This is a genomic window from Pseudocitrobacter cyperus (genome assembly GCF_039889165.1).
GTDB lineage: Bacteria > Pseudomonadota > Gammaproteobacteria > Enterobacterales > Enterobacteriaceae > Pseudocitrobacter > Pseudocitrobacter cyperus.
In genome coordinates, this window is sequence record NZ_JAYMYY010000003.1 from 382959 (window position 1) to 409049 (window position 26091).

At 48.0% G+C, this 26091-nt stretch carries 21 protein-coding genes and 1 pseudogene; 6 read left to right on the plus strand and 16 right to left on the minus strand.

Annotated features, from left to right (window positions below):
• Position 1: 1 nt before the first annotated feature.
• From VSR74_RS13365 to VSR74_RS13400, 8 genes are all read right to left on the minus strand, one after another.
• Complete coding sequence (locus VSR74_RS13365) at positions 2 to 451, minus strand: IrmA family protein (RefSeq protein ID WP_347795183.1); 450 nt, start codon at positions 449 to 451, stop codon at positions 2 to 4.
• The gene (locus VSR74_RS13370) at positions 448 to 900 is read right to left on the minus strand and encodes a YfjS/YafY family lipoprotein (protein ID WP_099433365.1); all 453 of its coding nucleotides are present in this window, start codon (positions 898 to 900) and stop codon (positions 448 to 450) included. Before VSR74_RS13370 ends, VSR74_RS13365 begins: the two co-directional genes overlap by 4 nt.
• Before the next feature lie 14 nt (positions 901 to 914).
• Complete coding sequence (locus tag VSR74_RS13375; RefSeq protein WP_062729749.1) at positions 915 to 1484, minus strand: hypothetical protein; 570 nt, start codon at positions 1482 to 1484, stop codon at positions 915 to 917.
• On the minus strand, positions 1484 to 2188 hold the full coding sequence (locus VSR74_RS13380) for a helix-turn-helix transcriptional regulator (RefSeq protein ID WP_347795184.1): 705 nt from the start codon (positions 2186 to 2188) through the stop codon (positions 1484 to 1486). Before VSR74_RS13380 ends, VSR74_RS13375 begins: the two co-directional genes overlap by 1 nt.
• Before the next feature lie 200 nt (positions 2189 to 2388).
• A complete protein-coding gene (locus VSR74_RS13385; RefSeq protein WP_099433363.1) occupies positions 2389 to 3264 on the minus strand; it encodes a GTPase family protein in 876 nt (291 codons plus the stop codon).
• A gap of 411 nt (positions 3265 to 3675) precedes the next feature.
• A complete protein-coding gene (locus VSR74_RS13390) occupies positions 3676 to 7734 on the minus strand; it encodes an NACHT domain-containing protein (RefSeq protein WP_099433362.1) in 4059 nt (1352 codons plus the stop codon).
• 14 nt (positions 7735 to 7748) lie between these two features.
• The gene (locus VSR74_RS13395; protein ID WP_042928425.1) at positions 7749 to 8156 is read right to left on the minus strand and encodes a DUF6375 family protein; all 408 of its coding nucleotides are present in this window, start codon (positions 8154 to 8156) and stop codon (positions 7749 to 7751) included.
• Positions 8153 to 9124, minus strand: coding sequence for a radical SAM protein (locus VSR74_RS13400; protein WP_347795185.1), 972 nt, complete (start codon positions 9122 to 9124; stop codon positions 8153 to 8155). Before VSR74_RS13400 ends, VSR74_RS13395 begins: the two co-directional genes overlap by 4 nt.
• 389 nt (positions 9125 to 9513) lie before the next feature.
• Between VSR74_RS13400 and VSR74_RS13405 the strand changes: the two genes are divergently transcribed.
• The 5 genes from VSR74_RS13405 (at position 9514) to VSR74_RS13425 (ending at position 18764) form a co-directional block, all read left to right on the plus strand.
• Positions 9514 to 11250, plus strand: coding sequence for an AAA family ATPase (locus VSR74_RS13405; protein WP_099433361.1), 1737 nt, complete (start codon positions 9514 to 9516; stop codon positions 11248 to 11250).
• Entirely contained in the window at positions 11240 to 12658 is a 1419-nt protein-coding gene (locus VSR74_RS13410; RefSeq protein WP_099433360.1) for a UvrD-helicase domain-containing protein, read from the plus strand. The genes VSR74_RS13405 and VSR74_RS13410 overlap by 11 nt, the downstream gene beginning before the upstream one ends.
• Before the next feature lie 61 nt (positions 12659 to 12719).
• Positions 12720 to 13784 (plus strand): DUF5677 domain-containing protein, encoded by a 1065-nt coding sequence (locus tag VSR74_RS13415; protein ID WP_099433359.1) that lies wholly within the window; start codon positions 12720 to 12722, stop codon positions 13782 to 13784.
• A gap of 170 nt (positions 13785 to 13954) precedes the next feature.
• Positions 13955 to 17806, plus strand: coding sequence for a hypothetical protein (locus tag VSR74_RS13420; protein ID WP_347795186.1), 3852 nt, complete (start codon positions 13955 to 13957; stop codon positions 17804 to 17806).
• A gap of 43 nt (positions 17807 to 17849) precedes the next feature.
• Positions 17850 to 18764 carry a hypothetical protein gene (locus tag VSR74_RS13425; RefSeq protein ID WP_099433357.1) on the plus strand — a complete coding sequence of 305 codons (915 nt, stop codon included), beginning with the start codon at positions 17850 to 17852 and terminating at the stop codon, positions 18762 to 18764.
• Positions 18765 to 18804: 40 nt separating this feature from the next.
• Here the strand turns inward: VSR74_RS13425 and VSR74_RS13430 are convergent, their stop codons facing one another.
• The 4 genes and pseudogenes from VSR74_RS13430 to VSR74_RS13445 form a co-directional block, all read right to left on the minus strand.
• Positions 18805 to 19431 (minus strand): YagK/YfjJ domain-containing protein, encoded by a 627-nt coding sequence (locus VSR74_RS13430; protein WP_099433356.1) that lies wholly within the window; start codon positions 19429 to 19431, stop codon positions 18805 to 18807.
• A gap of 272 nt (positions 19432 to 19703) precedes the next feature.
• Positions 19704 to 20321 (minus strand): annotated as a pseudogene (locus tag VSR74_RS13435) (recombinase family protein); the annotation flags it as partial.
• Positions 20322 to 20418: 97 nt separating this feature from the next.
• On the minus strand, positions 20419 to 21132 hold the full coding sequence (locus VSR74_RS13440; protein ID WP_347795187.1) for a hypothetical protein: 714 nt from the start codon (positions 21130 to 21132) through the stop codon (positions 20419 to 20421).
• Between the two features lie 145 nt (positions 21133 to 21277).
• Entirely contained in the window at positions 21278 to 21493 is a 216-nt protein-coding gene (locus tag VSR74_RS13445; protein ID WP_099433354.1) for an AlpA family phage regulatory protein, read from the minus strand.
• 451 nt (positions 21494 to 21944) lie between these two features.
• On the opposite strand from VSR74_RS13445, the gene VSR74_RS13450 reads away from it, so the two are divergent.
• Complete coding sequence (locus VSR74_RS13450) at positions 21945 to 22706, plus strand: hypothetical protein (RefSeq protein ID WP_099452260.1); 762 nt, start codon at positions 21945 to 21947, stop codon at positions 22704 to 22706.
• 52 nt (positions 22707 to 22758) lie between these two features.
• Here VSR74_RS13450 and VSR74_RS13455 read toward each other — a convergent pair whose 3' ends face one another.
• The 4 genes from VSR74_RS13455 to VSR74_RS13470 all read right to left on the minus strand — a co-directional run bounded on the left by VSR74_RS13455 (position 22759) and on the right by VSR74_RS13470 (position 26000).
• Positions 22759 to 24000, minus strand: a complete 1242-nt coding sequence (locus VSR74_RS13455; RefSeq protein ID WP_347795188.1) for an integrase — start codon at positions 23998 to 24000, stop codon at positions 22759 to 22761.
• A 362-nt stretch (positions 24001 to 24362) separates the two neighbouring features.
• Positions 24363 to 25535, minus strand: a complete 1173-nt coding sequence (locus VSR74_RS13460; RefSeq protein WP_347795189.1) for an Arm DNA-binding domain-containing protein — start codon at positions 25533 to 25535, stop codon at positions 24363 to 24365.
• Positions 25490 to 25699 carry an excisionase gene (locus VSR74_RS13465; RefSeq protein WP_102790066.1) on the minus strand — a complete coding sequence of 70 codons (210 nt, stop codon included), beginning with the start codon at positions 25697 to 25699 and terminating at the stop codon, positions 25490 to 25492. Before VSR74_RS13465 ends, VSR74_RS13460 begins: the two co-directional genes overlap by 46 nt.
• The gene (locus VSR74_RS13470; RefSeq protein ID WP_347795190.1) at positions 25689 to 26000 is read right to left on the minus strand and encodes a hypothetical protein; all 312 of its coding nucleotides are present in this window, start codon (positions 25998 to 26000) and stop codon (positions 25689 to 25691) included. The genes VSR74_RS13465 and VSR74_RS13470 overlap by 11 nt, the downstream gene beginning before the upstream one ends.
• Between the last annotated feature and the right edge of the window lie 91 nt (positions 26001 to 26091).

A 26091-nucleotide genomic window follows, 5' to 3' on the forward strand; every position in this document is an offset into this window, starting at 1 on the left:
GCTAAGATGCCCTACCACCGACAACCGTGACTTGTATCGGTCGGTAATACTGCGGGTCGAAAACGGACAGTGGCAGGTCAATCTGATAACCATTACGCTCTTCCGTTGCCTTCATGATTTCGACCGAGTTGACGTTTTCCACGCATTCGTTCTCCAGCGAAGCTTCCTGAGTGCGGGTGGCATCGCTGTCGCCAAATGCAGCCACCGCCATATTCCCCATCGCCAGCGTGTTTCCCCCTTTATCTTTCAGACGCAGGGAGAGTGTCAAAGGCCCGAACCCTTCACCACTTCCGCCGTTGTCCAGGCGAAACTGCCAGACGCAGATATTGCCCGGCACCCAGACCATGTCGGTATTACGGATACTGATGTAACGCTGTTCTTCGGCCTGAGCCGGTGACAGCAGGCAAAGGCTCAGAGCGCAAACTGAGAGAACGCATTTCAGCTTCTTCATGGATTTTTCTCCTGATTCTCCGGCAGATAGAGCTTCCCCATTTCCTTACCATCGTGTGAGTACACCACCGATTTCTCACCCGTGTAGCTGTCGGTTTCAATCCTGAAGCTCAGGGTGATATTGTCCGCAAGGCATAGGGCTGCCATCAGCGGCTGCACCGTCTTCTGCTGCATGTCAGCAATGTAGTAATAATTACCTGACTCACAACCTTCCGGCGACTGGCGGGTTTTCATCACCGTATATTGCGGTGTACCGAAGGCATCCTTCTTTACCCATTCCTGGGCAATATCGGATTTATGCGAGACAACCTTGCTGAATGGTGGCGGGGTAATATCCTTAAACCGGGCTATCGCTTTCACTCCCGCATCTTCCTTGCTGTCGCAGCCAGAGAGCCCCATGGTACCGATAACCATCAAAACAGTGAGAACAGGTCGATACAATTTCTTCATGGCGCAGATTCCTTTCAGCAGTTGCCGGTGCGTCGGCACAACTCTGCCAGACTCTGTTGGGCTACCCACTGCTGCAGTTTCTGCTCTGAGGCAGAACGCTTCGCCGCCAGGGCAGCCTGCTGCTGTTTGTTGACACAGTTTTCCGGGAATGCAGCAAGCACCTGGTTGCTGTGAGGTTCGTCAGCCAGTTCCAGCTGATACTGGGTGTCGATGATAGTGAAGTAACACCCTTTCCCCTGGTCTTCGCCCTGATAGACCGATGTCAGGTCGGAGTAATAACCGCTGGCAGGTTTCAGATTCAGCTTGCGCACGGTATGCGTTTTCTTGTCGGCGAGAAAATAAGCACCACCACCACGCTGACGCAGCAGGAATTGCCTGGTCCAGGGATAATTGCCAATGACACTGGCCTGATAGAGCGTGTTGTTCAGCGTGTCGTTATCCATGCCATCGGCCGATTTCCAGCCATCCGCCTGCATGTACTGCCAGAATTTGACGGTACCCACGACAGTTTCGGCAGACGCCGGAAAGACAGCGCCAGCGCAGAGACTGACGGCCAGCGCCGTTGTGGTCAGTAATTTCTTCATCATGATTCCTTATGAGGTAAAAGACCGTCGCCGGTTCTGGCGAGCAGTGAGTGAAAAACGTGAAAATGGGGAAGAGCTCTGAGGAATTCCGGTTCGGCGAGAACGTTGCGAATCTGAAGGTCAGGCACGAACAGTTCCGGGTGTAAGGTAACCGCATGGATATCGTTCAGCGGAAACACTGCCACGCGATGATGATGCTCGCCAGTCAGATACCAGTGCCCGCCGCAGAGTACGAGGCGGTATGGTGCAAGCCCTGAACAGCGACAACCTTCAGCCAGCAGCGTCACACGGCGATGCTCTGATATGGCCCTGACAAGGCGTGTAAATATGCCTGGCCTGGGTGGCGACAATGACTCCGACTCTGCCCATATGAGGCACGGAGACTCACCAGGTCCACTCAGCAGTGAGCTGACCATGTGATTATCCATATCAGGAAACAAGGCCTCCACGCCTGACTGACGAGCAAAAGTCAGTACAGCCAGTTCGCGTTGATGGCTTCCTGAGAGCAGACGACAGGTGCCATCGCGATATTCCAGGTCCAGGTACATCAGTCGCTCACGAAAGTCTCGGCGGAGAGTACGGATCGACACGCCAAACTCTGCGGCAAGAAGAGCCATATCCAGTGTTTCGCCAGCAACAAGGCGACTGATAATGAGAGACAGCCGAACCGCCAGCCGTTCATGGCGACGCTCAGTCTGGGACATTAGATTTTCTCCATCCCGTTAACAGGCTGAAAATTAAGTGATTAGTGTAACGAAGGGGACGGACAGGGTATGGACATGGAAAAGCGTATTTTTTCAGTACGAGGATTACCGCTGCAATGCGCCCTTGCGCGTTAATGGTGGATTAACCGCTCATTAATTGAGCGCAGGCAGGACAGGGTGTGTCCGTCATAAGCGGTTTGTCAGAAGAAAATCCAATCCCAGACGGCACGGGCAACGGACACCACGGCTTCCCGAACGGTTCGAATCACAGCCCTTACAGGCGCTGGCAGAAAAGATGATGACTCCACATTGCCAATCATTTCATCCACGGCATGACCAAAGCGCTCGCGTGCCTGCTTTTTTACCGGCTCGGTGCAGAGCCTTCCATGCAGTTGTGTTGTCAGTGGGCTCGCGGCCCGGTCAGGCAGGCTGCGCATCATCGTCTCTACCATCGCATCCAGCCCCCAACCAGTTCGGGCCGATACAACACAGACTGGATGGTGCGGCAGGAAGATCTGTTGTACAGCGCTCCGCTTGGCCTCAATTGTCGACTGCTGGCTATGAGAGGGGGTATTGCTGGTGGTATTCCACTGATGGCAGGGTTCGGCCTTGTCGGCCTGATTCACTACAAATATGACCCTATGCTGGTAGGCCAATATAATCTTTCGATAAAAATGCTCATCCACCGACAGAGCGCGATCATCGGCTTTGATAACCCAGAGTACCAAATCCACTTCGGGAAGGATGTGACGATAGAGGGCGGCGTATTCTTTATCTCTTTGATCGCTTTCACCCACCCCTGGCAAATCAATAATCATTAGGCTGTGATCGCCATTGCGGAGCCGAAAGCGCAGAACATCACGGGTGCAAGAGTCAACATTACTGACAGGTGTTACCTCTCCCTGAAAGAGAGCATTACAGAGTGACGACTTACCAGCCCCTGTTTTGCCCATAATCCCTATCACAGGTTCGTACTGCGTCAGGCTACGAAGACGTTCAAGGATGAGGTTGCGAAGCGTGTATGGCAGTAAAGCCAGCGGTTGCTCAAAGGCCTGATGGCTGTCAGATTTTTGCATAGTAAGATCCCAACGTGAAAAACAAAAAGCCCCGCTATCCGGTAAGGAAGCGGGGGATTCGCGGAGATAATATCTGTCTATAATTATTTGGAGTGCTAGCCAAATACCAATGGCTTCGATTTTGACGATGTTAGAATGCTTGCTTGACAGATTGCTTTGTATAAAAAATGGACGTTCCTAGTTCATCCCTCAACATATACCCATACTGAATAGCGACATCATCTTGCTGAACGAAGATCCTCGATTATGCTTCGTTTGTTGAATAACTTTCCCGTCATTATGAGCATGTCTATCGTTAATGCCTCTATCTGGCCCGGACTGAAGGCTTCGAAGTGAAGCCCTCTACTTTTCAGATGAGATACCGAATAAGGTACTAAAAGTATGCGGATGAAAGATTTCTGAACTCGTAACTCATACAGCGACTCCGTCCGTAATATTTGGGTTACTAGCACTCGAAGCTATCTGATGGATATGAATACGCTTGTGAATCTCTTGGTGATTCACGTAATACTGGTGCAAATTGCGCGTCTTGTTGGACCGATAATGAAAACCACGCTCTCCCCACATAAGCCATACCAATACCTTACCGGATTGTATCAAGTAGCGGTCAAGTAGATCACGACGTAGATAGCTGACAGAGCCACTGACGTCCGAATCATATTCGCCAATTTTGCGGTAAAATGACGCTACCCCTGCAGCATCATGCAAATCCCATTTGTTTGCACGGTACCTGAGATTCAGAGCCTCACAAAGTTGCTTTGAGGGCAGGCTCGCACCGCTGCTTTGGTTCTCCACGCTATGGTAACTCTCCCAGTTGTAGTCCTGCACAGTGATATCTACCGCAACGCCATTGCCTGACCATCTATCTGCGGACACCAAATTTTCATCGCTATTATCCTCTAGTTCATTTGCGACTAGCAGCCCCGGAATCGACGAGAAAGGCATCTCACCCGCATAGGTGTAATAGTGGCCAGGAGCATCAGGGATGGCGCTGTTGCCAGGGTATTCAAGATCAGTGAACAACCTACATAGATTGTCAACTTCTTGGCTATCTACGAATACTCCTCGCAGGAAAGTGAAAATCTGCCGGTCATCCGAGGTAGCATTTTGCTCAACAAAACCGTCAAGTAGGATCCATGGCCCCGTCAGACCATCAATCTCCGTAATCTCAAGGATGCTACGGTAGTCAGGTTGCGGACCTCTCATGATCCAATCACCATCATCTGACGACTGTTCGCTGAACAAGGCTGGAAGTGGCAAATCAATGCTCACAGCGTCTAGCGGGAACGTCGGGTCGATATCTGCGTCCGATGGACGAGCGCTGCGGTCTTCGGAAAGGAGGCCCTGCGCGTATCGCAGTCCCCACATCTCGAAGTAAGCTATCCAGCCGTACTTTTTGCCATATCGATCGATTTTATGCTTGTCATCTCCCATACGAGGACCGGAGTACATTTGCCGATCAACAGCTTCAAACTGCTCAGGGTCATAACCAAGCATCAATATTCGAGAAACAATGGCCCGCAATACCTGTTGGTACTCCGGATTGCTGTCATCGTAATTCGCTCTGTCTGGAATAAGTCTACCAATCGTATAGTTACCGAAGTCCATTTGAATCGCTGCGCGCTCCGCTCGCTCAATCTTTTCTGGATCGTACTGATGAATGCTTTCAAATACGTTAGGCAGATGGCTAAATGGCGGAAGAAGATAAGCAGCTTCATCCTCTGAAAAACAATTTGGATCTACCATCCTTGCAATAGCAATGATTCCCAAGCAGTACTGCTGATATAACGCATGCCAGGTAGGAGCTGTAGCACCAGGTGCAAACATGGTTTGGTAAATCTCGCGAGCGAACCGTGGCAGCGCATCATGTAACTCTACTGCATCTATATCCGACCAAGTGGTCAGGACTGCACCGTAGGCTGCGGCGAACACTCGCTCGGGGACGTATGGGTCTGAAACTACAATTGTCTCCATCGCCAACCGGAAAAACTCTTCTGGCTGCCTGATGGCAAATTCATACAGGGCTTTGGTAGCCATATCCCGCAAAGCTCTGGATGTCGTCGTCAGTGTCCACATCACCCAGCGAACTCTCCGAAGTTCACGCTCATCCAGATGACCCGATTTCCATCTCGTCGACAAGAATTTTAAGTCATCTTTGACTTGTTCAGATTTCTGACGAATCCACTCTGACCAAAAAAGATCGCGCTGAGTGTTGGACATAGCCATTAGCACATCATGCAAAAAGCTCATATCAAACGGATGTGCCAGCGCAGCCCTAGTGCTCCGTAGTCTCTCGAAGGCAAGTTGTGCAAACCGCTTCGACTCCTGCATAGCTTGAGCAAATCGTTCAACAGTAGCCCGCCCGATATATCTTGGGTCCGATTGCGTCGTCAATAACAGAGCGTTCATAACGAGTATATCATCCGACAAGTCTTGCCAAAGCTGCCGCCTACCAGAGTGTTGCGGATACAGATCAACCAGAGCCCGTAATACGTCATAAGCGAAGGTATGCGAATCAGGTCCATGAGATTTAAATTTTGCGTTCCCTTCATTGCTTTGTAGCCATTGCACCAGTTCAGGCTTCATAAGCAGGTTGCGCGCCATCATATGTCCGGCCATTAGGTCGTATGCAAACCCAACTCCTTGCCTACCTTCTGGAGAAATAGTCCGAACGAGAATGCCTTCAGACTCAAGTGCACGAATAATACTGTCATCCCACCCCATATCCCGAACTGCCGTCCGTGTGGCTTGAAAATCTACACTTCTCGCATTGTTATCCCAAAGAAGACCCGCGATCGTTAGTAGTGCATCCTGAACGTCATCTTGATAAATGCGATGAATCGTCGGTGAAAGCTCAGCGACTCGTGCGGCAACCTTGTTAAAGTGTGCTTCGAAAAGGCTTGCAAGCGAACGGGGCAATGCTTCCACTCCGACAATATGCTGACGAGGAGAATTTGCTACTTCGCAAAAAATTCTCAGTGTTAAGGGGTGCTGCAAGAGTTCGACTGGTAGGTCCGCATCGGTAGCATCGATCTTGTAGTACTCAAAGTACTTGTCAAATGCTGTCTTCGGATCTTCCTGAAACCCGTTATGTTCAACTTGGGGAAACTCCTCGGGCAGACACATTGGGGCAAATTCATTGCGAAGAGTGACAACTAACAAGACATAAGGGAAATTCTTTAGAAGCTCATCCGCTCGGGATAGTTCATCCTTCCAATTTCTCGGATCTTCCGCCTCATTCAGACCGTCAATAACAATAGGTATGCGTTTGCCTGCACGCTGGCCTGCCGCATCTACGGCCTCAATCAAGCGGTCGAAACTTTCTGCTGGCTTCCCAGAGATCTTGAAAGCAGATACGAGATCATCAAGCCCCTGGCCTGAATGAAGATTCTTACCCAATAGGAGGATCCCCCCTGGGAATTCCCCTTCTGGCTGTGTTACCTTGACTGCAAGTTCAGATTTACCTTCACCTGCCGCCGCAAGTACAGCAACCGCCCGGGCACCAATCGATTGCTCCAGACTGCGGAGAACAGACGAAACCGCGTGGATATCTGCAACCAAATTAGCGGTTAACGGAGCCCCGTCAAAGCGCGCTCCACGCAATTTCGAAAGTAGCCTTTCATAACGTACCGGCTGACGCGGATTTGAAACCAACGCTTGATGTACAGAGTTAAAGTCACCTTTGCCGAGCGCCGTGTGTAAACCATCAATAAACTCAGTCAACCCAATAACCCGGGACAGGAGTAATTCAACTTCAGTCCTGAGCTCAGTTTTGAGTTGCTCAGTAACCGAAGCGATGCTCGTATGATTCTTTTTTAAAGCGTTTGAGAGTTCTTCCAGAGATTCCCATGCGTTTTGGCTGCACAGATGCCTGAATATATTCTCCTCAGCCCCCACAGCTACATGAACGTCTGGCTGGTAGCGGTTCTTAAATGGAGCCGCGGCAATCTTATACTGCTCAGCAATTAGCTCTGGGGTTAGAACCAATTCACCAAAGTAGGTTTCTCGTAAAAGCGCTCCCGGTCCGACCAAAAGATCTTCGATATCCGTAGCAGTGAGCAGTTCTAACTTTAATTCGGGGAAGCGGTCTTGCTCTAGCGCGAAAAACCACTCTTGATCACCTTTTGTTAACGTGTGATGAGTCCAAAGCTTCCAATTGGTCACTCCTGGGACATGCTTACGCGTCTTTTCGATACCTTCGATGATCTTGTTGCGGCGGGAAGCTCCCAAATCTTGTCCATTCACCAGCTCATACCACTTGCATTGCCAGCCAATCCAGCCTGGTGGCGCACCGAGATCACAAGGCTCCGTCAGCTCGAGGTGAAACTCCACCCCTGGCTGATTTGCGAGTTGCTTAAAGCGACCGAAACGACCATAGTGTCGGCGTACCAGAGCGCGGCAAAGGTTTTCGAAGTTCACATCTGCTGCACCGGGCAGTTCGTTGAATACTTTCCAATTGACTTCAGGCATCAATGCATCCTCTTTCAACTGGCATCGCTGGAATCGGACGGATAGTCATGCGCTGAGAAAATCTCGACCTTTGCTCCAGCCTCGACAAACAGCTTTACGAACGCGGATACCTCTGCCTCATCAGTAGTTATTGTTATTCTATCGCCTTCACGATCTAGATGATGATCTGACACCAATTGACCAAGATCGGTTGGTCCTAAAGTGTGGAGTTTTAAGCTGCATAGTAATGAGAGCATTTCATCTGAAAACCGTTGATTCTCTGGCTCATCAAAAGGGAGCGAGTAACATTCATCTTTCTCAGCCTGAGTACTGAGCGTTTTAATATCCTTCTCGACCTTCACTGCATCTTGCTCTTGCTTGAATTTTCCGATGAGAACTAAGTTCATCGAATGCTCAGATCCGTATCCGTTCCAAATTTTCATGTTTGTGTCCCTTGTTTAATCTCTAAGGTATTTCTAAGCCGTTTAAGCGCGGACATAACACCAGTTTCTTCAATATCCATACCTGTGGTTGAATAAGAACTCGTGCGTAATATCCCTGAAGCGTCTATATGCGCGTAGGCTTGAAGGCCTGTCTCATTAGGAAGAGGGTCGCATATGGGGAGCCCTGACGCTCCCACCTCACTTATTGCAAGTCGAACCTTTCCTCTATAGTTAGAGACCCAGTTTTGAAGCTCTCGGCCGACCAATTCGTCCATACTTGCGACTGCATTAGTTGCTTGCTGAGGTAACAACAGCAATTCACTAGCTCCAAACTGTTGCGCCAGTTCAGCCACTGCATCAAGCTCAAAAATCGTACGCTCGTTTATCACGATATTGATCCCAAAGGGCGACAATTTCGCGATCGACTCAATGCCTCTGAGTAAACTTGAAAACTGCCTTCCACGCTGTTCTTCGTAGGTATGACCTATCCCGTCAACGCTAATGCGCGCAAAGTGGATCGAACCTTTGAGGTTTTTAACCAATGGTTGGGTCAGACGGTGACCATGAGTCGTAAATGTGACTGCAAGATGAGTTTCCCCAGCAGCCCGTTTGCATATATCGACGAAATCAGGATGTAGTGTTGGTTCTCCACCACCAAATCCGATACCGAGGCACCCTTCAGTATCCAGTTCTTTTAACCAAGTAAGCACTTGGTCAGCATGTAGCAATGCCTTGTGCTTAGGCGCAAAACAATGTGCGCAGTGAAGGTCACAAAGATTGGTAAGCGCAACGGATACTTGGCGAGGAGACTTCGACCAGACTGTCTGATGAGGGCAAAACTCGTCTAAAAGAACATTCAGACCTGTATTTCGATCGAAGAAATGTACTCCATTTGGCCCGATTCTGAACTTCATAACACCAAGTTCCCCGCTGATTAAAATCCACAAAAGTAATAGTATTAACATCATAGCGAGATATCCCTTTAAAAGGATTGCGTTAGGTCCATTTTTCACTCTCTCAGACCTCCAGCGTCATGCGCTTATCTGCTGTATGCCAGAGGCTGGTATGGCTAATACTAGGGTTTCTTAACTAACTGGCCGGCTTAAGTGAAACTCATAATCCTCTATAGCTAATGCCGGCAAACTTAACGAGCAAAATACAGACCGTGTGTTCCTCGCATATACCGAAAGATTGAGGGGTAGATCAAGAAACGAGTAGATAAAACAGTAAGGTAGGTATCCCTGTTTAGCTCCTTGTTCATTGAGAGCGTAATATATTTTTTGCGCTGTAGATTTTCTTCATGGATGTCTTTTGCGATCACGATGCAGATGAATAATGAAAATTAAGGAGCATATCCGTGACGAGAATTTGTAAAGTCGAGATCCAAAATTTCCGAACTATCCGTTTATTGAACTGGCAACCGTCACCAGGCCTCAACTGCCTGATTGGACCAGGGGACAGTGGCAAGACCACGATTCTCGATGCGATTGACCTTTGCCTTGGTGCCCGCCGCAATATCAGTTTCACCGATACTGATTTTTATGGGCTGGATGTCACCCAGCCCATCAGCATCACGCTGACGCTTGGTTCGTTGCCCGATGCCCTGATGCGCCTGGATTCGTACGGAAATTATTTACAGGCCTTCAACCGTGCAAATGGGCTGGTCACCGAGGAACCTGAACAGGGTCTGGAAACGGTTCTTTGTTTACGTTTGATGGTGGATAGCGAGCTGGAGCCTGTTTGGTCGCTGGTATCACAGCGCGCTCAGGCACAAGGGCAGGAACGCAGCATCGCCTGGAAGGATCGGTTACTGTTAGCTCCAGCCCGGCTTGGGACTTATGCCAGTTCTAACCTGTCATGGACACGCGGTTCGGTACTCAATCGCCTGACCGAGGAACGTCCAAACCTTGGCGCTGAATTGGCCAATGCAGCGCGCCAGGCCCGAACCAGTTTCGGCGGTCAGGCCGGAGCACAGCTGGCTGCAACATTGCAAATCGTGACTCAGAAAGCCAATGAACTTGGCGTGTCTGTTGGTGGCCGCACTCAGGCATTACTGGACGCGCATGCGGTATCCATCGGAGACGGTGCCATTGTGCTGCACGATGCGACAGGTGTGCCCTTGCGCTCACTGGGTACAGGTTCATCTCGTTTACTCGTCGCAGGTATGCAGCGTGCAGCAGCACAACAGGCATCTGTCGCTTTAGTCGACGAAGTAGAGTACGGACTGGAGCCGCATCGCCTTACCCGATTGTTGAATTCCCTTGGTGCGAAGGAAAGTCCTCCACCCCTTCAGGTATTTCTAACCACCCATTCCCCGGTCGCAGTCCGCGAGCTTAACGGCAATCAGCTCTTCGTGGTACGCAAGTCTCCGGATGGTGCACATCAGGTTCTCCAGGTAGGTGTCGCTGATGATATTCAAAGCACCGTCAGGGCTGATCCGGAAGCTTTTCTCGCCCGAAGTATCATTGTCTGCGAAGGCGCCAGTGAAGTTGGCCTAATCCGTGGTCTGGACCACTTCTGGACGAACGCAAACGGAGCGTCAATGCTAGCCGCTGGGACTGCGTATGTGAATGTCGGCGGCGGAGAGCCTGACCGGTGCTTTGTACGCGGGCTCGCATTGCGCCAGCTTGGCTATAGGGTATTGGTCATGGTCGATGCGGATAAGCCGCCCACTGCGGCGACCGTACAGGCATACGTGGATGCTGGTGGGGAGTACATCATTTGGCGAGAAGGACGTGCTTTGGAGGACGAACTGTTTCTGAGTCTGCCGGATGCGGGTGTGGATGCTCTGCTTCAGCGAGCCATAGACCTTGTGGAAGAAGACCTAGTGGCAGCGCATATCCAGACTCAGTCAAATGGACGACTGACACTCGCCCAAATCCGCCAGCAGCGTCAACAGCTAGGTGTGCCATATCCTCTTGCAACGCGGCAGATACTGGGACTGGCAGCACGTAATCGTCGAAACGGTTGGTTTAAATCGGTCACCAAGTTCGAGGATGTGGCACGAGATATTCTCGGTCCCTATAGCCAAATATCAGAACCAGAATTTGTCACCCTGATCAATCGCCTCTACTGGTGGCCCCATGCCGACTGAGTATAATTTATTTGCTTTTCGTCGAGGCGCGATCACAGCCCCTGCAGGTTGTGGTAAGACGCAACTCATCGCTGATACATTGTCCCAACATACCGGGGCAAAGCCAGTACTCATCCTCACTCATACCAACGCGGGTGTAACAACGCTGCGTCTGCGCATGCAAAAAGCCGGAGTTGCTGATTCGGCTTACCACATTGCCACAATTGATGGTTTTTCCATGCGGTTGGTGGCGATGTTTCCGCAACGAAGTGCTATTGCCGCTGCAGTCCTCCTGCTCCGGAATCCCGGAGCCGACTACCCAGTAATACGTATGGCTGCTAGGCATTTACTCAAAAGCGGGCACCTCAATGAGGTCCTTGCAGCAAGCTATGCCCACCTGATTGTCGATGAGTATCAGGACTGCAATTTAGTGCAACATGATCTGGTTACAGCACTTTCCGAGGTACTTCCTACCTGCGTTCTTGGCGACCCGATGCAAGCTATCTTCGGTTTTCGCGGTAATCAGCTGGTGGACTGGAACACCCACGTGCTTTCCCATTTTCCTGCTATCGGCGAGCTAAATCAGCCCTGGCGTTGGATGAACGCAGGCAAGCCCGAATTTGGTCAGTGGCTTCTGGAGTGTCGGCGAATACTCATGGCAGGAGGTGGCATTGATTTACGCCAGGCCCCGCCGGAAGTCGTCTGGGTCGAGTTGCAGCCGGCTACTGCCATTCAGCAGCGACTCACCGCTGCGTTAACTCAGGCTGTTACACGGGAGGGTGACGTGTTGGTGATTGGTGACAGCCGCAATCCTCGTAGCCGCCGGCAAATGGCCAGTCAGACACCAGGGGCGACTGCAGTGGAGCCCGTCGACCTTGCTGATCTCACGCTGTTTGGAACGACATTCAACCTGCAAGCTGCCGACGCACTGACCCGTCTAGTGGAGTTTGCCGCGGAGGTTATGACGCAGGTCGGCGTTGCTGCCTTGCAACGCCGACTGGTGAGCTTACGAAGGGGGACTGCACAAAATCCAGCTACTGAGGCAGAAGCCGCACTACTCGCTTTTATTAATGCACCAAGCTTTCCCTTGGCCATTGAAGCTCTACGCGCGTTGACCAGGCAAAACAATGCCCGAGTCTATCGTCCGGATGTGTTGTATTGCTGTCTACGCGCGATGCAAATAGCTGCGGGAGGCAGTTGCAGCTTTACCGAGGCTACGGTACGGGAGCGCGAACGAAACCGGCAGGGGAGCAGGCCCCTCGCGCGACGTGCCATTGGTAGTACTCTGTTGCTGAAGGGGCTAGAGGCGGAAGTGGCCGTTATAACCGCCCCTGAGGAAATGGATGCCCGACATCTCTACGTAGCCTTCACTCGTGGAGCGAAGAAGCTGGTTGTCTGCTCGTTTACTCCCGTATTGATGACCCGCTAGTGTCGACGTAAATCCCCATTACTACATCGATGGAGTGCTGACCTTCTCTAAGGAACTGAACTTGCTAAACAAAAAAGTACTTTCTCAGATACAGAATGTGGCTGGTAGCGGCAATATGTCTCCCGCAGAGATGGCTGAGTTGTTAGATACGCATTCTGAAGACATAGAGCATTTGGTTGCGTTGAAAATGTTCGAGTATTTGGATGAGGCTAAAGGGGAGGTATTAAAGGACCATTACGAAAATTTAGATGCATTTAGAGGAAGACTATTTACAACATGGGAGTCCCCTTTAAAGCGGCTGGATGCATTAATTTATGGCTGTACTGAAATCAGTAATGAGGTAAACAGTGAGTATCGCACCGGTTCTGGAGAAAGGTCCGCAAAACTGAACATAACCACCCGACTGCACGCACGTGCTGTCCAGGTTTCCTGCGAGATATCTCATCTTCTAAAGGGTGGCTTTGCAGACGGTGCAATGGCCCGTTGGAGAACGCTCCATGAAACCACGGCCATATTGATATTTATTGCAGAAGGCGACGAAGACCTGGCGAAAAGATTCACGGATTTTCAGAGCATACAGAGGCGAAAAGCTGCTAATCGCTATAATAAATATAGTGAAGAGTTGGGTTTTACTTCTTTCTCCCCAGAAGATTTAAGTCGGGTTGATCTCGAAAGAAATGACATCGTTGGTAAGTATGAAGCGGGTTTCGGCAATGAATTAGGTTGGGCCGCAAAAGCTTTAGGAAAAGAACCCAGTGCCAGAACTAAGGTTCGCTTTAGTGATATTGAGGAATTTGTCGAGCTGGACTTTTTGCGACCGCACTACGGCTTTGCCAACCAGTATATTCATGCAGGAATTGACAGCATTGGCTTCAAGCTCGGCACATCGCTTTCAAATAAAGATCTCTTGCTATGCGGACCATCTAATGAAGGGCTGTTAGAGCCGATTCAGTGCACCAGCTTGTCCTTAATACAGGCCACTCAGGCGATAATCTCAGTTTCACCAAACGATCAACGTTTGCTATATAGCTCCGTGCTCTGGTTGTGGCATGAGAAGTTGAAAGAAGAAGTTGTTGCCGCATCTGATGCCCTAATGAAGAAAGGCGAAGCTGATAATTTTGAATAAAATCCGGGAAACGAAGATGACGCCGGTTGTATTTTAATCTTACTCACATGATGTCAACCCAAACGAACGATGCATGAAAGCTGAATATTTGGAGAATGGAAAGAAGTTACTCGGTTTTTGGTGAACTCAAAGTATGAATAATGGCAAAAATTTTTTACTAAGGTGAAGGCGTGGCAATCTTTGACATTGAAAAGGACGAATTACTTCGGCTCTCCGATATCCAGCTGGAAGAGCTGATAGCTCGGCTAGCAGAAGCTGAAGTGGCAATGCATGGCTATAGCCCAGCATGTGTAAATTGGTCTGGTTCAATTACAGCCCCTGACGGAGGGATTGATATCCATGTTCAAGTTCCAGTTGATCAACTGAAACCAGGCTTTCTTGTAAGGCCTAATACGGTCTTTCAGGCAAAGAAACATAAAATGCCAAAGGCTACAATTGAGAAGGAAATGGGCACCGGCCAAACGCTTTCACCCATCATATCTGAACAAGCCAGAAAACAAGGCAGCTACATCATTGTCAGCCTGGGTGATGATTGCTCTCCGTCTGGAAAAAGAGATCGTCTTAATGCGATGAGGGATGCAGTAAAAGATGATCCTAACAAAAGCAATCTTCATCTCGATTTCTACGACCGTTCCAAACTCATTCAATGGCTGCGCCAACATCCATCAGTCATGCTGTGGGTAAAAGGGAAGCTTGGGCAAGGGTATTCCGGCTGGCAACCCTACGGAGCTTGGAGCAATCCGCCACAAGGTGTTACAGACACTTTAATCTCAGCCCCTGGTGTAACCATTACTTTACCGTCGGGAAAGGGGCAAAAACTCAAAATTGATGAAGCAATTAGCCCAATGCGAGAACTTATCCGTTCGACGAATAAGGCGGTTCGTATTACAGGATTATCTGGTGTCGGGAAGACTCGGATCGTTCAGGCGCTCTTTGATGAAACTGTTGGAACAGATGCGCTTGACCGGACAGTAGCTATTTATGTTGATACTGGCTCTGAGCCAGTACCGTCGGCTACAGCAATGCTTGATAAGCTGATCGCTGAGGACCGACGAGCAATTATGATCCTTGATAATTGTCCATCAGAACTCCATGCTTCGCTTGCCAGCAAGGTATCAGCCGCAGGAAAAGAAGTAAGCCTCATCACAATCGAGTACGACATTAGGGATGACAAACCACAGACAACTGAGGTCATCCATATTGAGACAGATGGTCCAGAGGTGGCAGAGCAACTTCTTATCCGTCGCTTCCCTTCTATTGGTCAGAATAATGCCCGTCGTATAGCTGAGTTTGCAGATGGGAATGCAAGAGTTGCTTTGGCTATAGCTGAGAGAGGGGAGGAAGGCGAGAGTTTGGCTCTACTTTCTGATGCGCAGTTGTTTAATCGCTTGTTTGAACAGCGTAATCATCCTGATGGTAATTTACGGGAGCAAGCTGAAATATTGTCAATGGTGTATTCATTCTCGGTATCTAGTCCAGATGCTGCTACCGACGAACTGGAAATATTAGGGGCGCTCTTTGGGTATTCCAGAACCCAGTTATTTAAAGCCGTTACGAAGCTGATGGAACGTCATATCGTTCAGAAAAGATCTCACTGGAGAGCTATCTTACCTCATGCCATTGCTAACAGATTGGCAGCATCCGCACTCGACAGTATTCCCGTCGATCAACTTAGGGCGACTTTTGAAGCTCCGGGTTGTGAGCGTTTATTAATGTCTTTTTCGCATCGCTTGGGGTTGTTACATGACCATCCTGTTGCGAAAGAAATTGTAGAAGCCTGGCTTCAGCCTGAAGGGATGTTAGGAAGAATAGCCGAGTTGAATGATATTTCGTTACGAATACTTGGGTATATCGGACCGGTTGCACCTGAAGCATTGCTCAACAGAATTGAGGCCGTACTCTCGTCATCTGATTTCAAAGGTATGGAACCGGACTACAATCCGCAGCGACGTAGTATTCTGCGTCTTTTACAAATGATGGCATACGAACCGAACGCCTTTGAACGATGCGTCAGGCTTCTTATTCAAATGGCAGAGGACGAAGCCGATAATAATAACTTGGATTCTGCTCGAAACATGGTTCCAAGGTTTTTCCAGGCGTATCTGTCTGGTACTCATGCATCCCTAAGCCAGCGTATTGCTTTAATGAACGAATGCATTGCATCAAGTATTATTACGCGTAAATCTTTGGGCTTAAAGATGCTGTCAACTGCCCTGGATGGCCCACCGTGGTCAGGGTTTGGGGTTGGTGAGTTTGGAGCTCGACCAAGAGACTATGGATACGAACCCAACTATGATGAACTTGTCGAATGGCGCAGCGCCTTTATTGACGTCATTATCCAATTAGCGGCATCCGGAGATCCTGAGCTTGAAAGGCCTGCAAGATCAATCCTGGCTGACAAATTCAGGGGAATTTGGTTTCAAGAAGCAATGCGAGACAAACTCGTCGATGCTGCCCGTACATTAAATGCTTTAAGTCCTTGGGGGGAAGGTTGGAAAGCCGTTCGTTCAACGATCTATTTTGACTATACCAAGCATGGCGATGGAGATGATGTTGAGCCGTTGCCGGATAATCTTGCTGCCTTAGAGAAGGAGTTGGAGCCCATTGCGTTAATTCCAACAATAAAGACATACGTGTTGAGTACAAATCATGATTATTGGGCACTGGATGCGGATTTTGATCATGAGGACTCCGATAAATATACCGCAGCCGGAAAACGACTTGAAGCTAAAGCACTTCAATTGGGACAGGACTTTGCCTTATCAAATCATGTACTTGAGGAGTTAGGAGCAGATCTGTTCTCCATCGGTGGAATGCCTTATCGTGCTGTCTTTGGTCGAGGACTTGCTCGAGGGGCGCATGATCTACGTATTGGCTGGCAGCGACTTGTTGAACAAATTGAAAAACAGCCAGATGCTAACAAAGACTTTGGAGTTATTGGGGGGTTCATCGAAGAAGTTGACTCTGTCGATCCATCATTAGCACAGAAGTTTCTCGACCAATGTGCGCAACATCCTGAACTTCGACAGGTATTGGTTGGCTTGCATCCTTGGGGGACATTTACGGTAACTGATTTGGATCGCTGCATAAAGCATTTGGATGATCCAGACATTAGCCCTTTCATGTATGAGCCTATTCTATGGCGAGAACAATATGCCAGTTTGCCGAGAATTCGTCTTCTCGAGCTTGCTGAGCAACTCCTGAGTAAAGCAAGCGGAGACAATGTCATTTTGCATGCGCTCTCCATGAGACTGCATGGTAAAGACAAATCGGCAGATACGCTTGGCGCAGACTTTCGGTTGATTGGTCTTGCTGCTGCAATCCAGCGGGTTAAAAACAGCGACAAAGGCCAAAGAGGGACAATTGATTTTTACATGGAGCGAGTTATCGATGCTGCATTGCGTTTCGATGGTAATGAGGCAAAAAAAATTGAGTGGTTGGACGCAATTTTCAATGTCATTGATGAACACTATGGATATTTTTTGGGATTCGAGAAGACTATAGCAACAACTGTTGCGTTAATGCCTGAATCATTTCTCAATTGCATTTTTGAATGCACCGAGAGACAGCAGCAGGGAAGACAGTTCTTTATTCGACGTGGCGGTTTACGCCGTTCTCCTCTTGCTGATGTAAGTACTAGCGTCTTGATTGAATGGTGCCGTGCCAGAAATGATCCCAGTGTTTGGGCTGCCATTGCGGCTGGTGTAACTCTCTGGTCAAAGAATGATGAACAGAATCTACTAACCCTACACGAAGCTGCTATAGAACTATTAGAGGCCTCTCCTGAGCCATTAGCTGTGCTGGAGTCTTTTGCTGAGCGAATCACTCCATCCTCCTGGACTGGTAGCCTGGCGAACATAATGCAAGCTAGATCAAGCGCCATCGGTGCGCTGAGTAAACACGAGCGTCCAGATATCGCCGAGGCTGCCAAAACAGTTTGTGAAAAAATGAGTCAGTGGGTCGAACACCAAAAAGAACGTGAACAAAGGGAAGATAGCGAAAGGGAACAGCGGTTTGAATAAAGGCTGGAAGCCTATACAAACGTTCTGTGATAAGGAGAAAGTAATGGAATCTGCACGTGATAAACGTACCCGTGAGATTGTAGAGGCAGAGGATCTTTGGTTGCTTGATAGCGTTGATACTGAAGGTTACGTATGCTGGGGATGTGGTATAACCATGCATCCTGCTGCATGGGAAAAAGATAAAAAAGTTAGAGCCTATTTTAAAAAGAAACGCCATATTCAACATCATCATGAATGTGATGCTGATGCTGAAAGCACAGTAATTCGCCAGGGCCAGAAGGAGAGTGTCCGCAACATACTGGACAGTGCTCCAGGTTTAATGCCCTCGGGATTAAAGTTGATTGAACAGCGCCCGGTTGTTGAACCAGGTATCGCTGGTGGTGAAAGTAAGTCCAGTTCGACGCGTTCAGCATCCTCAGCATCTGGTGAAGGTAATTCACCCGAACGACAATCCCGGCGTCAAGTGAATGCTATTCGTAATATTTGCCGTGCCTTCATTCGCTTCCCGCATGACCGGGGAATGTCGCTTAACGTTCCCGGTATTAGTGGTCAAATCTACATGACGGCATTTAAAAAGCTCCGAAAAGAGGTTCAACCCTACCCGGAGCCGAAGATCTTTTATGCACCACTACTCTGGAACAAATTTTCTGAAAATGATGAAAAACTCATCATTCCGCTGTCTGGTGAATGGGGAAAAGATGAGGCAGGTAAGCCTAAACCAACCCGAAGCTACCAGATCCACATCGAATGGACTAACTGGTCAAAAGCCAAGCGTACCGTGGTTCGTAAAGAGCTGGAGGCTGCTCGAACAGAGGCGATAGAGGCCAAAGGAAAAGGACTAAAAGATAAAGCTTGGGTCTTCTTTATCGGCGAGCAAAATGCTGAAAATCCGGAAATCTTCTACGTTTGCGATTATCGACTCATCTGCGCGATTGTAGGACATATCACTTATCCCTGAGGTGAGAAAGCCTTCCCATACAGGGAAGGCCTATGCCGACTTACAGATCGATTTGGCTGCAGCCGAAGTTACGGTCCCCCTCACCAAAAACTTTGCTTTCGACTTTGGTGAGGTAGTCCAGTCGGGTTAACAGCGCCTGGTAGTTTTGCTGGAAGTCAGCACTATTTGTGTCCAGCGCGTACTTACAGTTATCAGGAAAATGGACCAGACCTAGGTGATCATCCTGTTTCAGTCCCAGAGCGCTATACCAGGCTCCGGTGATCATCCCTCTCAGATTATCGTCCTGATTGTAATTTCCGAGGTGGTAGTAAGCGTCTTTGTTGAACAGCAGACAAATGTGGTAGTGGCATTTACCCGATTCGGAATACTCTTTAGCCCACATAATAAATAAAGGGCAACGATAAATGCGCTTGCCTTCCCGCTTCTTACGAATACGATCAGCCTCCAGCTTAGCCTTGAGGGATTCACGTATCCGGGATATCACCCCTGGTTCCAGGTTAGGGAAGCAGCAGATATTGTCACCGTTATCGACTATCTTGGGATAATGGATATCCACACGTACCGCTGTTAGTCTGGGGTAACGGTCAGTCAAGCAACTAAGCAATCTAATAATCTTGACCTGATACTCCAGAACGTGATCCCCATGTGAGCCTATATAAGTTTTCATCTTAGTATTCCTATGTGTTTTGTCCTACGGTCTTTGTCAGACCGCATTGGTTATTGCCACACAGGCAGGGCTATCATTACTCAGTGATGAAGGTATATACTGGTATCAGATCTTAGTACGGGCATACCGATCTGATAGTTACTCTTACTGGTTAATACAGGTAGTAAGAGTATGTAGCCATTATAATACCTATCCAACATCTAAAATTGAGATGAGTGTAGCCCCAGCCTGTAATAGCTGTTAATAAATTACTCTGGAATTAATTTTTGAAACTAACCGATAATTCCGTTATTCCAGTGCCGTTTAACAGTAGATAAGCTGATACCCAATTTCTTAGCTGTCTCTGCCTGACTGTATCCGGCTGATTTAAGCTTTGTGATATCATTTCTGTATTTACTTCCCTCCTTTCTCCCTAATGGTTTTTTAACATGCCGATATCTGCTTTTGGTTGATTTCAGATTATGTATGTCAATCGTATTTTGACGAGCAATCAAAAAGGACACGCAACTTTCAGCAGATGGCTCTATCCTTGAATCAGGATGGTAGCTATAGATGAAAATGTCTTTTTGAAGGCAAAAAAATAAAGTTTCCTGTAAGTCTGCCACTGTTCTCCCAAGGCAACTTAAATCAAGAATGACAAGCGTGTCCTGTCGGTTCATTTCATAGTTAATTAATTGCCTAAGCAGACGTTGTTTTGTAACTGCCTCCTCAGTGTCTACCTGCTCAATCACAACTTGTTCGTGTGGAATATGAAAGGCCTTGCATATCTCTATAAAAGTGTGATGCTCTGCCACAAACTCTTGCTGCTCGCCAGGGCATATGGTGCAGTATAAAAAAGAACGCATATGCTGCACTCCGGTGTCAGAAATTAATTATTGATACCTAAATCCCAGTATTTGTATGAAAAACAACCACTGGATTCATGAGTGATTACCATTTTCACTTGGAGGTTAAAGCTCCCCAAATTGGTTTCTCCTCTGCTAATCGTCAATTCCTGAGATCCTGTGAATATGGGTTAATAATTATGTCATTGCGTGACCTGACAAGGCAGAAAGCATCTGATTTACGGATCACTGGCAGCATAAGCACCATCTCATTGACATGATAAATATCTATCCAGCAAATAACCGGGCAAGGTAGTACAATCCCCCTTCGTCTCAGAACTTCGTTTATCCCAAATATAATTAACTCGGATGCAGGCAATAGTTGAACATGTCCAGCATCAAAGTAATAATCCTCAAAGATGGTTTTATGGATAAGGAGAATGTTTGAATCCCCTGAGACAGTTTGTTTTTTTGCATCAAACACCCTTTGATTGTAAATATAAATTGCCTTTTCCATATTATAGGTGTCCCTTAACGAAGAAAGCCTTTCACTTATCACTTCCTTTTCATCTTTCCCCATGAATTTATCGTTAGCATTTAGTTGAAAGTAATCTAATACGGGTATTTTTAACGGGCTCCTAATATTTGTGTTCCAGATAAGTAAGCAATGTTCTTCATGAGTTATTTCAGGCTCTCCTCTCCTCCGGTTAATTATTTCTTTTGTAGTGAATTTTAATAGATCATTTTTGATTTCGTTTATTGAGCATTGATAATGGATGCATTTTTCAATGAGAGGTGCTGCAACTCCCACAGATTCAGATATTACTGAGGATAGGGGCATTTTTGTTATCCTTGAATAATGTTCAAGTATTCCCATCTCGGATTCATTTTTGCTCGTGAAGGTATATTTCTTTCCGGTAATAATATTTACTCCTTGAAGTTTTCATTTTTATTAATTAAAGGGTCTGATAATTGGTCAGATAAAAATTATCTGCATCAATGTGTTATGCAACTTTCCTCTTTTATACTTTGTCTGTCATGGTTCGTTGTAAAATCCATTCGTCTATTTCAGTCTCTATCCAGCCGACCGATTGCAGTCCCAGACGGCGTTGCTTCGGGAATGTTGGGTCATAGCGTGGTGATTTTGGGTTGATCCAGTCATAGATTGCTGAACGTGACATGCCTGTTTTGTCGATTACTGTAGAAAGACGAAGTATTTTAACATTAGATTCGCTCATACATGATTACCTCAAATCGTTGTGCTCTGGATGACATGAGATTAGCCTTAAGGAATCCGAGCTAAAATACATGTGCCAAAAAATCTTTTTTTTACACGCAGGGATTCCATTATCTAATTGAAAATTAATGTTTTATTTTTTTTCAGAAACAATTTTGTCGCAAGTTATACATGCAGTTATGCAGTTATGTTGGCGGCCCGAAATGGTTTAGACAGAACATACTCGACAATCTGAAGGATTCCGAACATTGTATGGCATACCGTAATTAGTGAAACTCACAGCATTCAGTCTTGCTGATGCAGGGGTACTAGTGGGAGTGTGGCAAACCGTTACATCCTGTTTTCACGTCTGGTATTTCATTCAGCAAAGTAGTAAAAATGAGCAAGAGATTGCAGGGTAAGATCAGGACAGATGATATTTTTGAACGTATCAATAAAGGATGACATGGAATATGCTGGATGTTTTTCACTCAGAGTTTGAAGAGAAAAGAAACACATTAAAGACCTATCTTGAACGCTCGGGCTTTCTTTACAGACATTCTATCATCAAGAATCTGTCACTTCTGGATGGTACCAATGAAAGCCAAGAGTTTGAGTTGCTGCTGGCGAAAAAATACAATCGTGATGATATACAATGCTGGGAATCTCTTCGCGCTAAGTGGACTGCCGTTCCTATTATGTTGGGTTCGCAAAGCCTTAAACATTTTTTCACATTGAATTTTAAGGCCGCGGGTATATTCCAACGCTATGGAGAGGATATGTGGAATATCAACGAGATAATCGCAGTTAAGTCTTTCCTGTTGGCTAGTTCAATCTTGGGGAGATGCCTTGGGATTGCAAGCTATGGCCCGTTGCTACCTTCGGAGCTTGCATCAGAAAAGGATAAGATGGCTAAGAAAAAACAGTCAGCAAGAAAGGGCGGAATATCTAAAGCAGAATCATATCTCCCGATAAAAGAAGAGACGATAAGATTACTCCATCAAAATGTTCCCATGGATGGTAGGTGGAAAAATAAAACAGTTGCAGTAAAGGCAATAGAGTCTGCTTTAGTCCTCTTTATACAGAACTTAAAATCTCAGGACAAAAGTCTGGATCTTAATGAAGAAAATATAATCACAGTGGTCAAGCGCTGGGAACGCAGTGATGAAAGAGTTAAGGCTGCATTTGAGGATACGGTGAAACAGAAGGCACCAAGGAAGGCCGATTCGGCTTAAACTTCCGTAATTGCATTAACAACCGCGCCCGAAGGGCGCGAAGAAAGCAGGATCAAACAACAAGCCTCAATACTTCCACACTACTTTCGGCCAAGCTTCTCTTATCCGCAGTTTTAACAAAATCAGCCCACCACTGCATCATCGGTCGACGTTGCTCAAGATAGTCGCTGCGGTTGTAAGCGCGACGTACTTCATTTTTGTCCACATGGGCGAGCGCAGCTTCAATAACATCAGGTGGAAATCCTTGCTCATTGAGAGCGGTGCTGGCGATTGAACGCAAACCATGTGAAACGAGAACGCCTCCTAAGCCAGCACGCTTAAGTGCGGCATTCACTGTTTGGCTGTTCATTGGCTGGGTTGGTTTGATACGACTGGGAAAGATAAATTCTCGGCCACCGCTGAGTGATTTCATCATTTCCAGAATGGAGAGAGCCCCATCGGATAGTGGAACCGAATGGTCCCGGTTCATCTTCATTCGAGCAGCAGGAATTTTCCATTCGCTAGCATCAAAATCGATCTCATCCCATCGAGCTTCAGCGGCTTCGGCAGGGCGGGTAATGGTGAGAAGCTGCCACATGAACAGGCATCGTGTGGACAGGCTGATACTTGCCGTGCGCATAGTCTGCATTAGTTGTGGAAGTTGATCCGGGCGGATACTAGGCATGTTTTTCTTCTGCGGTTTCTCGAACGCTTTCCCGATGTTTACGCTGGGAACTGCATCAATCAAGCCTGTGTTCTGCGCATAAATCATGACTTCGTTAATACGCTGACAAAGGCGGCGAACAGTCTCTAATGCACCTCTGGCCTGAACCGGCTGAACTGCTTTAACCAGAGTATGAGCCTTAATCTCAGTGACACTGATATCACCGATTGCCGGGAAAACATCTCTCTCAAGCGATCGCCAGATATCGTCGGCATAGTCCTCTGTTACGCTGGCTTTCTTCACATTCCACCAACGCTCCGCAACTAACAGGAAAGAGTTGGTTTTGGCTTCTTGAGAATTCCTCACCTGTTCTTTCTGATGCTCCTGAGGATCAATGTCTTTTGCTAATAAAACTCGAGAGTCAGCTCTTAGTTTACGCGCATCAGAAAGTGAGACGGCAGGGTAGGCTCCAAAGCTCTGCTTGGTTCGCTGCTTTGTCAGAGGTCGATAGTAACGGAACTGCCATAGCTTACTACCACTGGACTTGATTAGCAGAGTAAGCCCGTCACCATCATACAGCTGGTAATCGGCATCTTTAGGTTTGGCGGCTTTGATTTCCGTATCGGTTAACGGCTTGGTTTTTCTTGCCATGGTGAGTCTCCATGCGTTTAGGCCCAACGAAAACAATAGAGCTTTTCGTTGGGCCTATCAATGGGCCTAAAAGGTTCGGATTTAATTAGTTCTCTTCGGACTTCACGGGACAAATTGCAGGCACAAAAAAGCCCGCAGGGCTTGCGCCGTGCGGGCTCTTAGGACTTCATCGGATGACTCTGGTAATCACCGATGGAGAATTTTGGTGGAGCTGGCGGGAGTTGAACTCGCGTCCTAAATGTTTTTAACTCATTGAAAATAAACAATTTCCTTGCTGTTATATACCTCAAGTGCATTTTACGTGCATATTGAGGTCTGTCTAACGTCCTGATTCTGTCCAACATTTTGAAATATTTCCCCCGCTACAGCGCGGCTGAAATCGCGGTTTTACCGTCATATTCAGCCAGATATTTACCGTAGTTGCGGAATATCATTTCCGGCCCTTTGTGGCCCATCTGTCCGGCAAGCCAGAAGAGGTTAACGCCCTGGCTAATATGCTTGGTGGCGAATGTGTGCCGCGTCTGGTACGGGTTACGATAGCGCACGCCAGCTTTTTTCAGGGTCGGCACCCATGCTTTTTTACGGATAGCGTCGGCGTTCGCCCAGGGTTCTCCCGTTTTCGGGTCGCTGAATATGAACTCACTTTTCATAAAGGTGTATTGCTTCTGCGCCTGCAGGGCCGCCAGCGCCTCACTGTTCAGCTCCACCTTACGGGTACCGGCTTTTGTCTTGGTGCCTTTAAGTACCCCTACGACACTGGCTGCCTGAACGTGGGCTGTGTTCGCGATGGTGTCGAGATCAGGCCAGCGCAGCGCGCACAGTTCGGAGCTCCGCAGACCGGTATTGAAAGCAAAGCGGAACAGGTTTTCCCATTCCGGGTACCTGCAGCTCTGGTAAATGGCGAGGGTTTCCGCTGGCGTGAACGGGTCAACCTCGTAATCGTCGGCGCTCGGGCTGCTGTCGATCACGTGGTACCGGCTGGCGCTGACGAGGGTTACCGGGTTAATGGTCAGCAGGCCATCCGTAACAGCTTCATCGATGGCACTGCGCAGAAACGAAAGGTTATTCCTGGTCGTTTTCAGCTTTGTTTTCCGGCTGGCTATCCAGTTTTTAAGGACCGCTGGCGTCAGTTCTGACACGTGGAGTTTATGCAGGGCTGACAGCGCCGACAGGCATTTTTCATAACCGTTGATAGTCGACGGGGACAGGTTGCGGTTCTGGCAGATTTTCAGGTACTCGTCCAGGTAAGACTTTATATTTTTGGTTTTCTTTACTACCCCGAAAAGCTCCAGCTTTTTGGAGTTTGGGAAGTATTTCGCATAATCGAATGTGCCGCCGGCGATCTGGTTTTGTATCTCCCCGAGCAGGCGCTCGGCGTACTTCACACCGCGCGCGTTTGCTTCCATTTTGGAGAGGGGCTCCCGGCAAAGAACCCCTTTGAATGTGAAAGTGATAACCAGAGTGTCGCCAGTTTTATGCTGGCGAATGGTTACTCCTCTTGGGAGAGATAATGATCCTTGTTCTTTCTTGCCCACTTTGAAACCTCCGTTAAGTCAATCCAGCGTTCTTTAACGCCATCGACTTTTAATACATGTACTCCCTCCTTCCATAACCCCCTTTGTATCCGTTTGTTAACGGCTTCTACCGTTTCTCCCGCCTCCCTGCAGTACGTAGAAAGGGGTACACAGTCAAGACTCATGGCTGACCTCCTGCCCGAAAGCCTGGGCATTTTCCAGTTCATTAGCGGCATAAATTAGGGCGTTGTGATGAGCGCGAAAACCACCATCAAGTTCGCGAGCAGCTCTGTCGCGCAAGATGTCGATCGCATCCTGATAGTCATTCTGGCAATCGGCTGACTTTTCAGCCGAACTGGCCGGCAGATCCCCCAGTACCATCAACATGTTTTCCGGGTCGATGGGAAAGGTGGCGAGCCCCAGCTCTTTGGCCTCCACCGCTAAACGGGTCCAGCGTTCAATAATTTCAGTGGTACCTTTTTTCATGGCATGCCTCAGAAACCTATCAAAAATTTATACTCAATCAGCGCGCCGAACACGACGGCCACCAGCAACAGGCCAAACAGCAAAGAAAGGA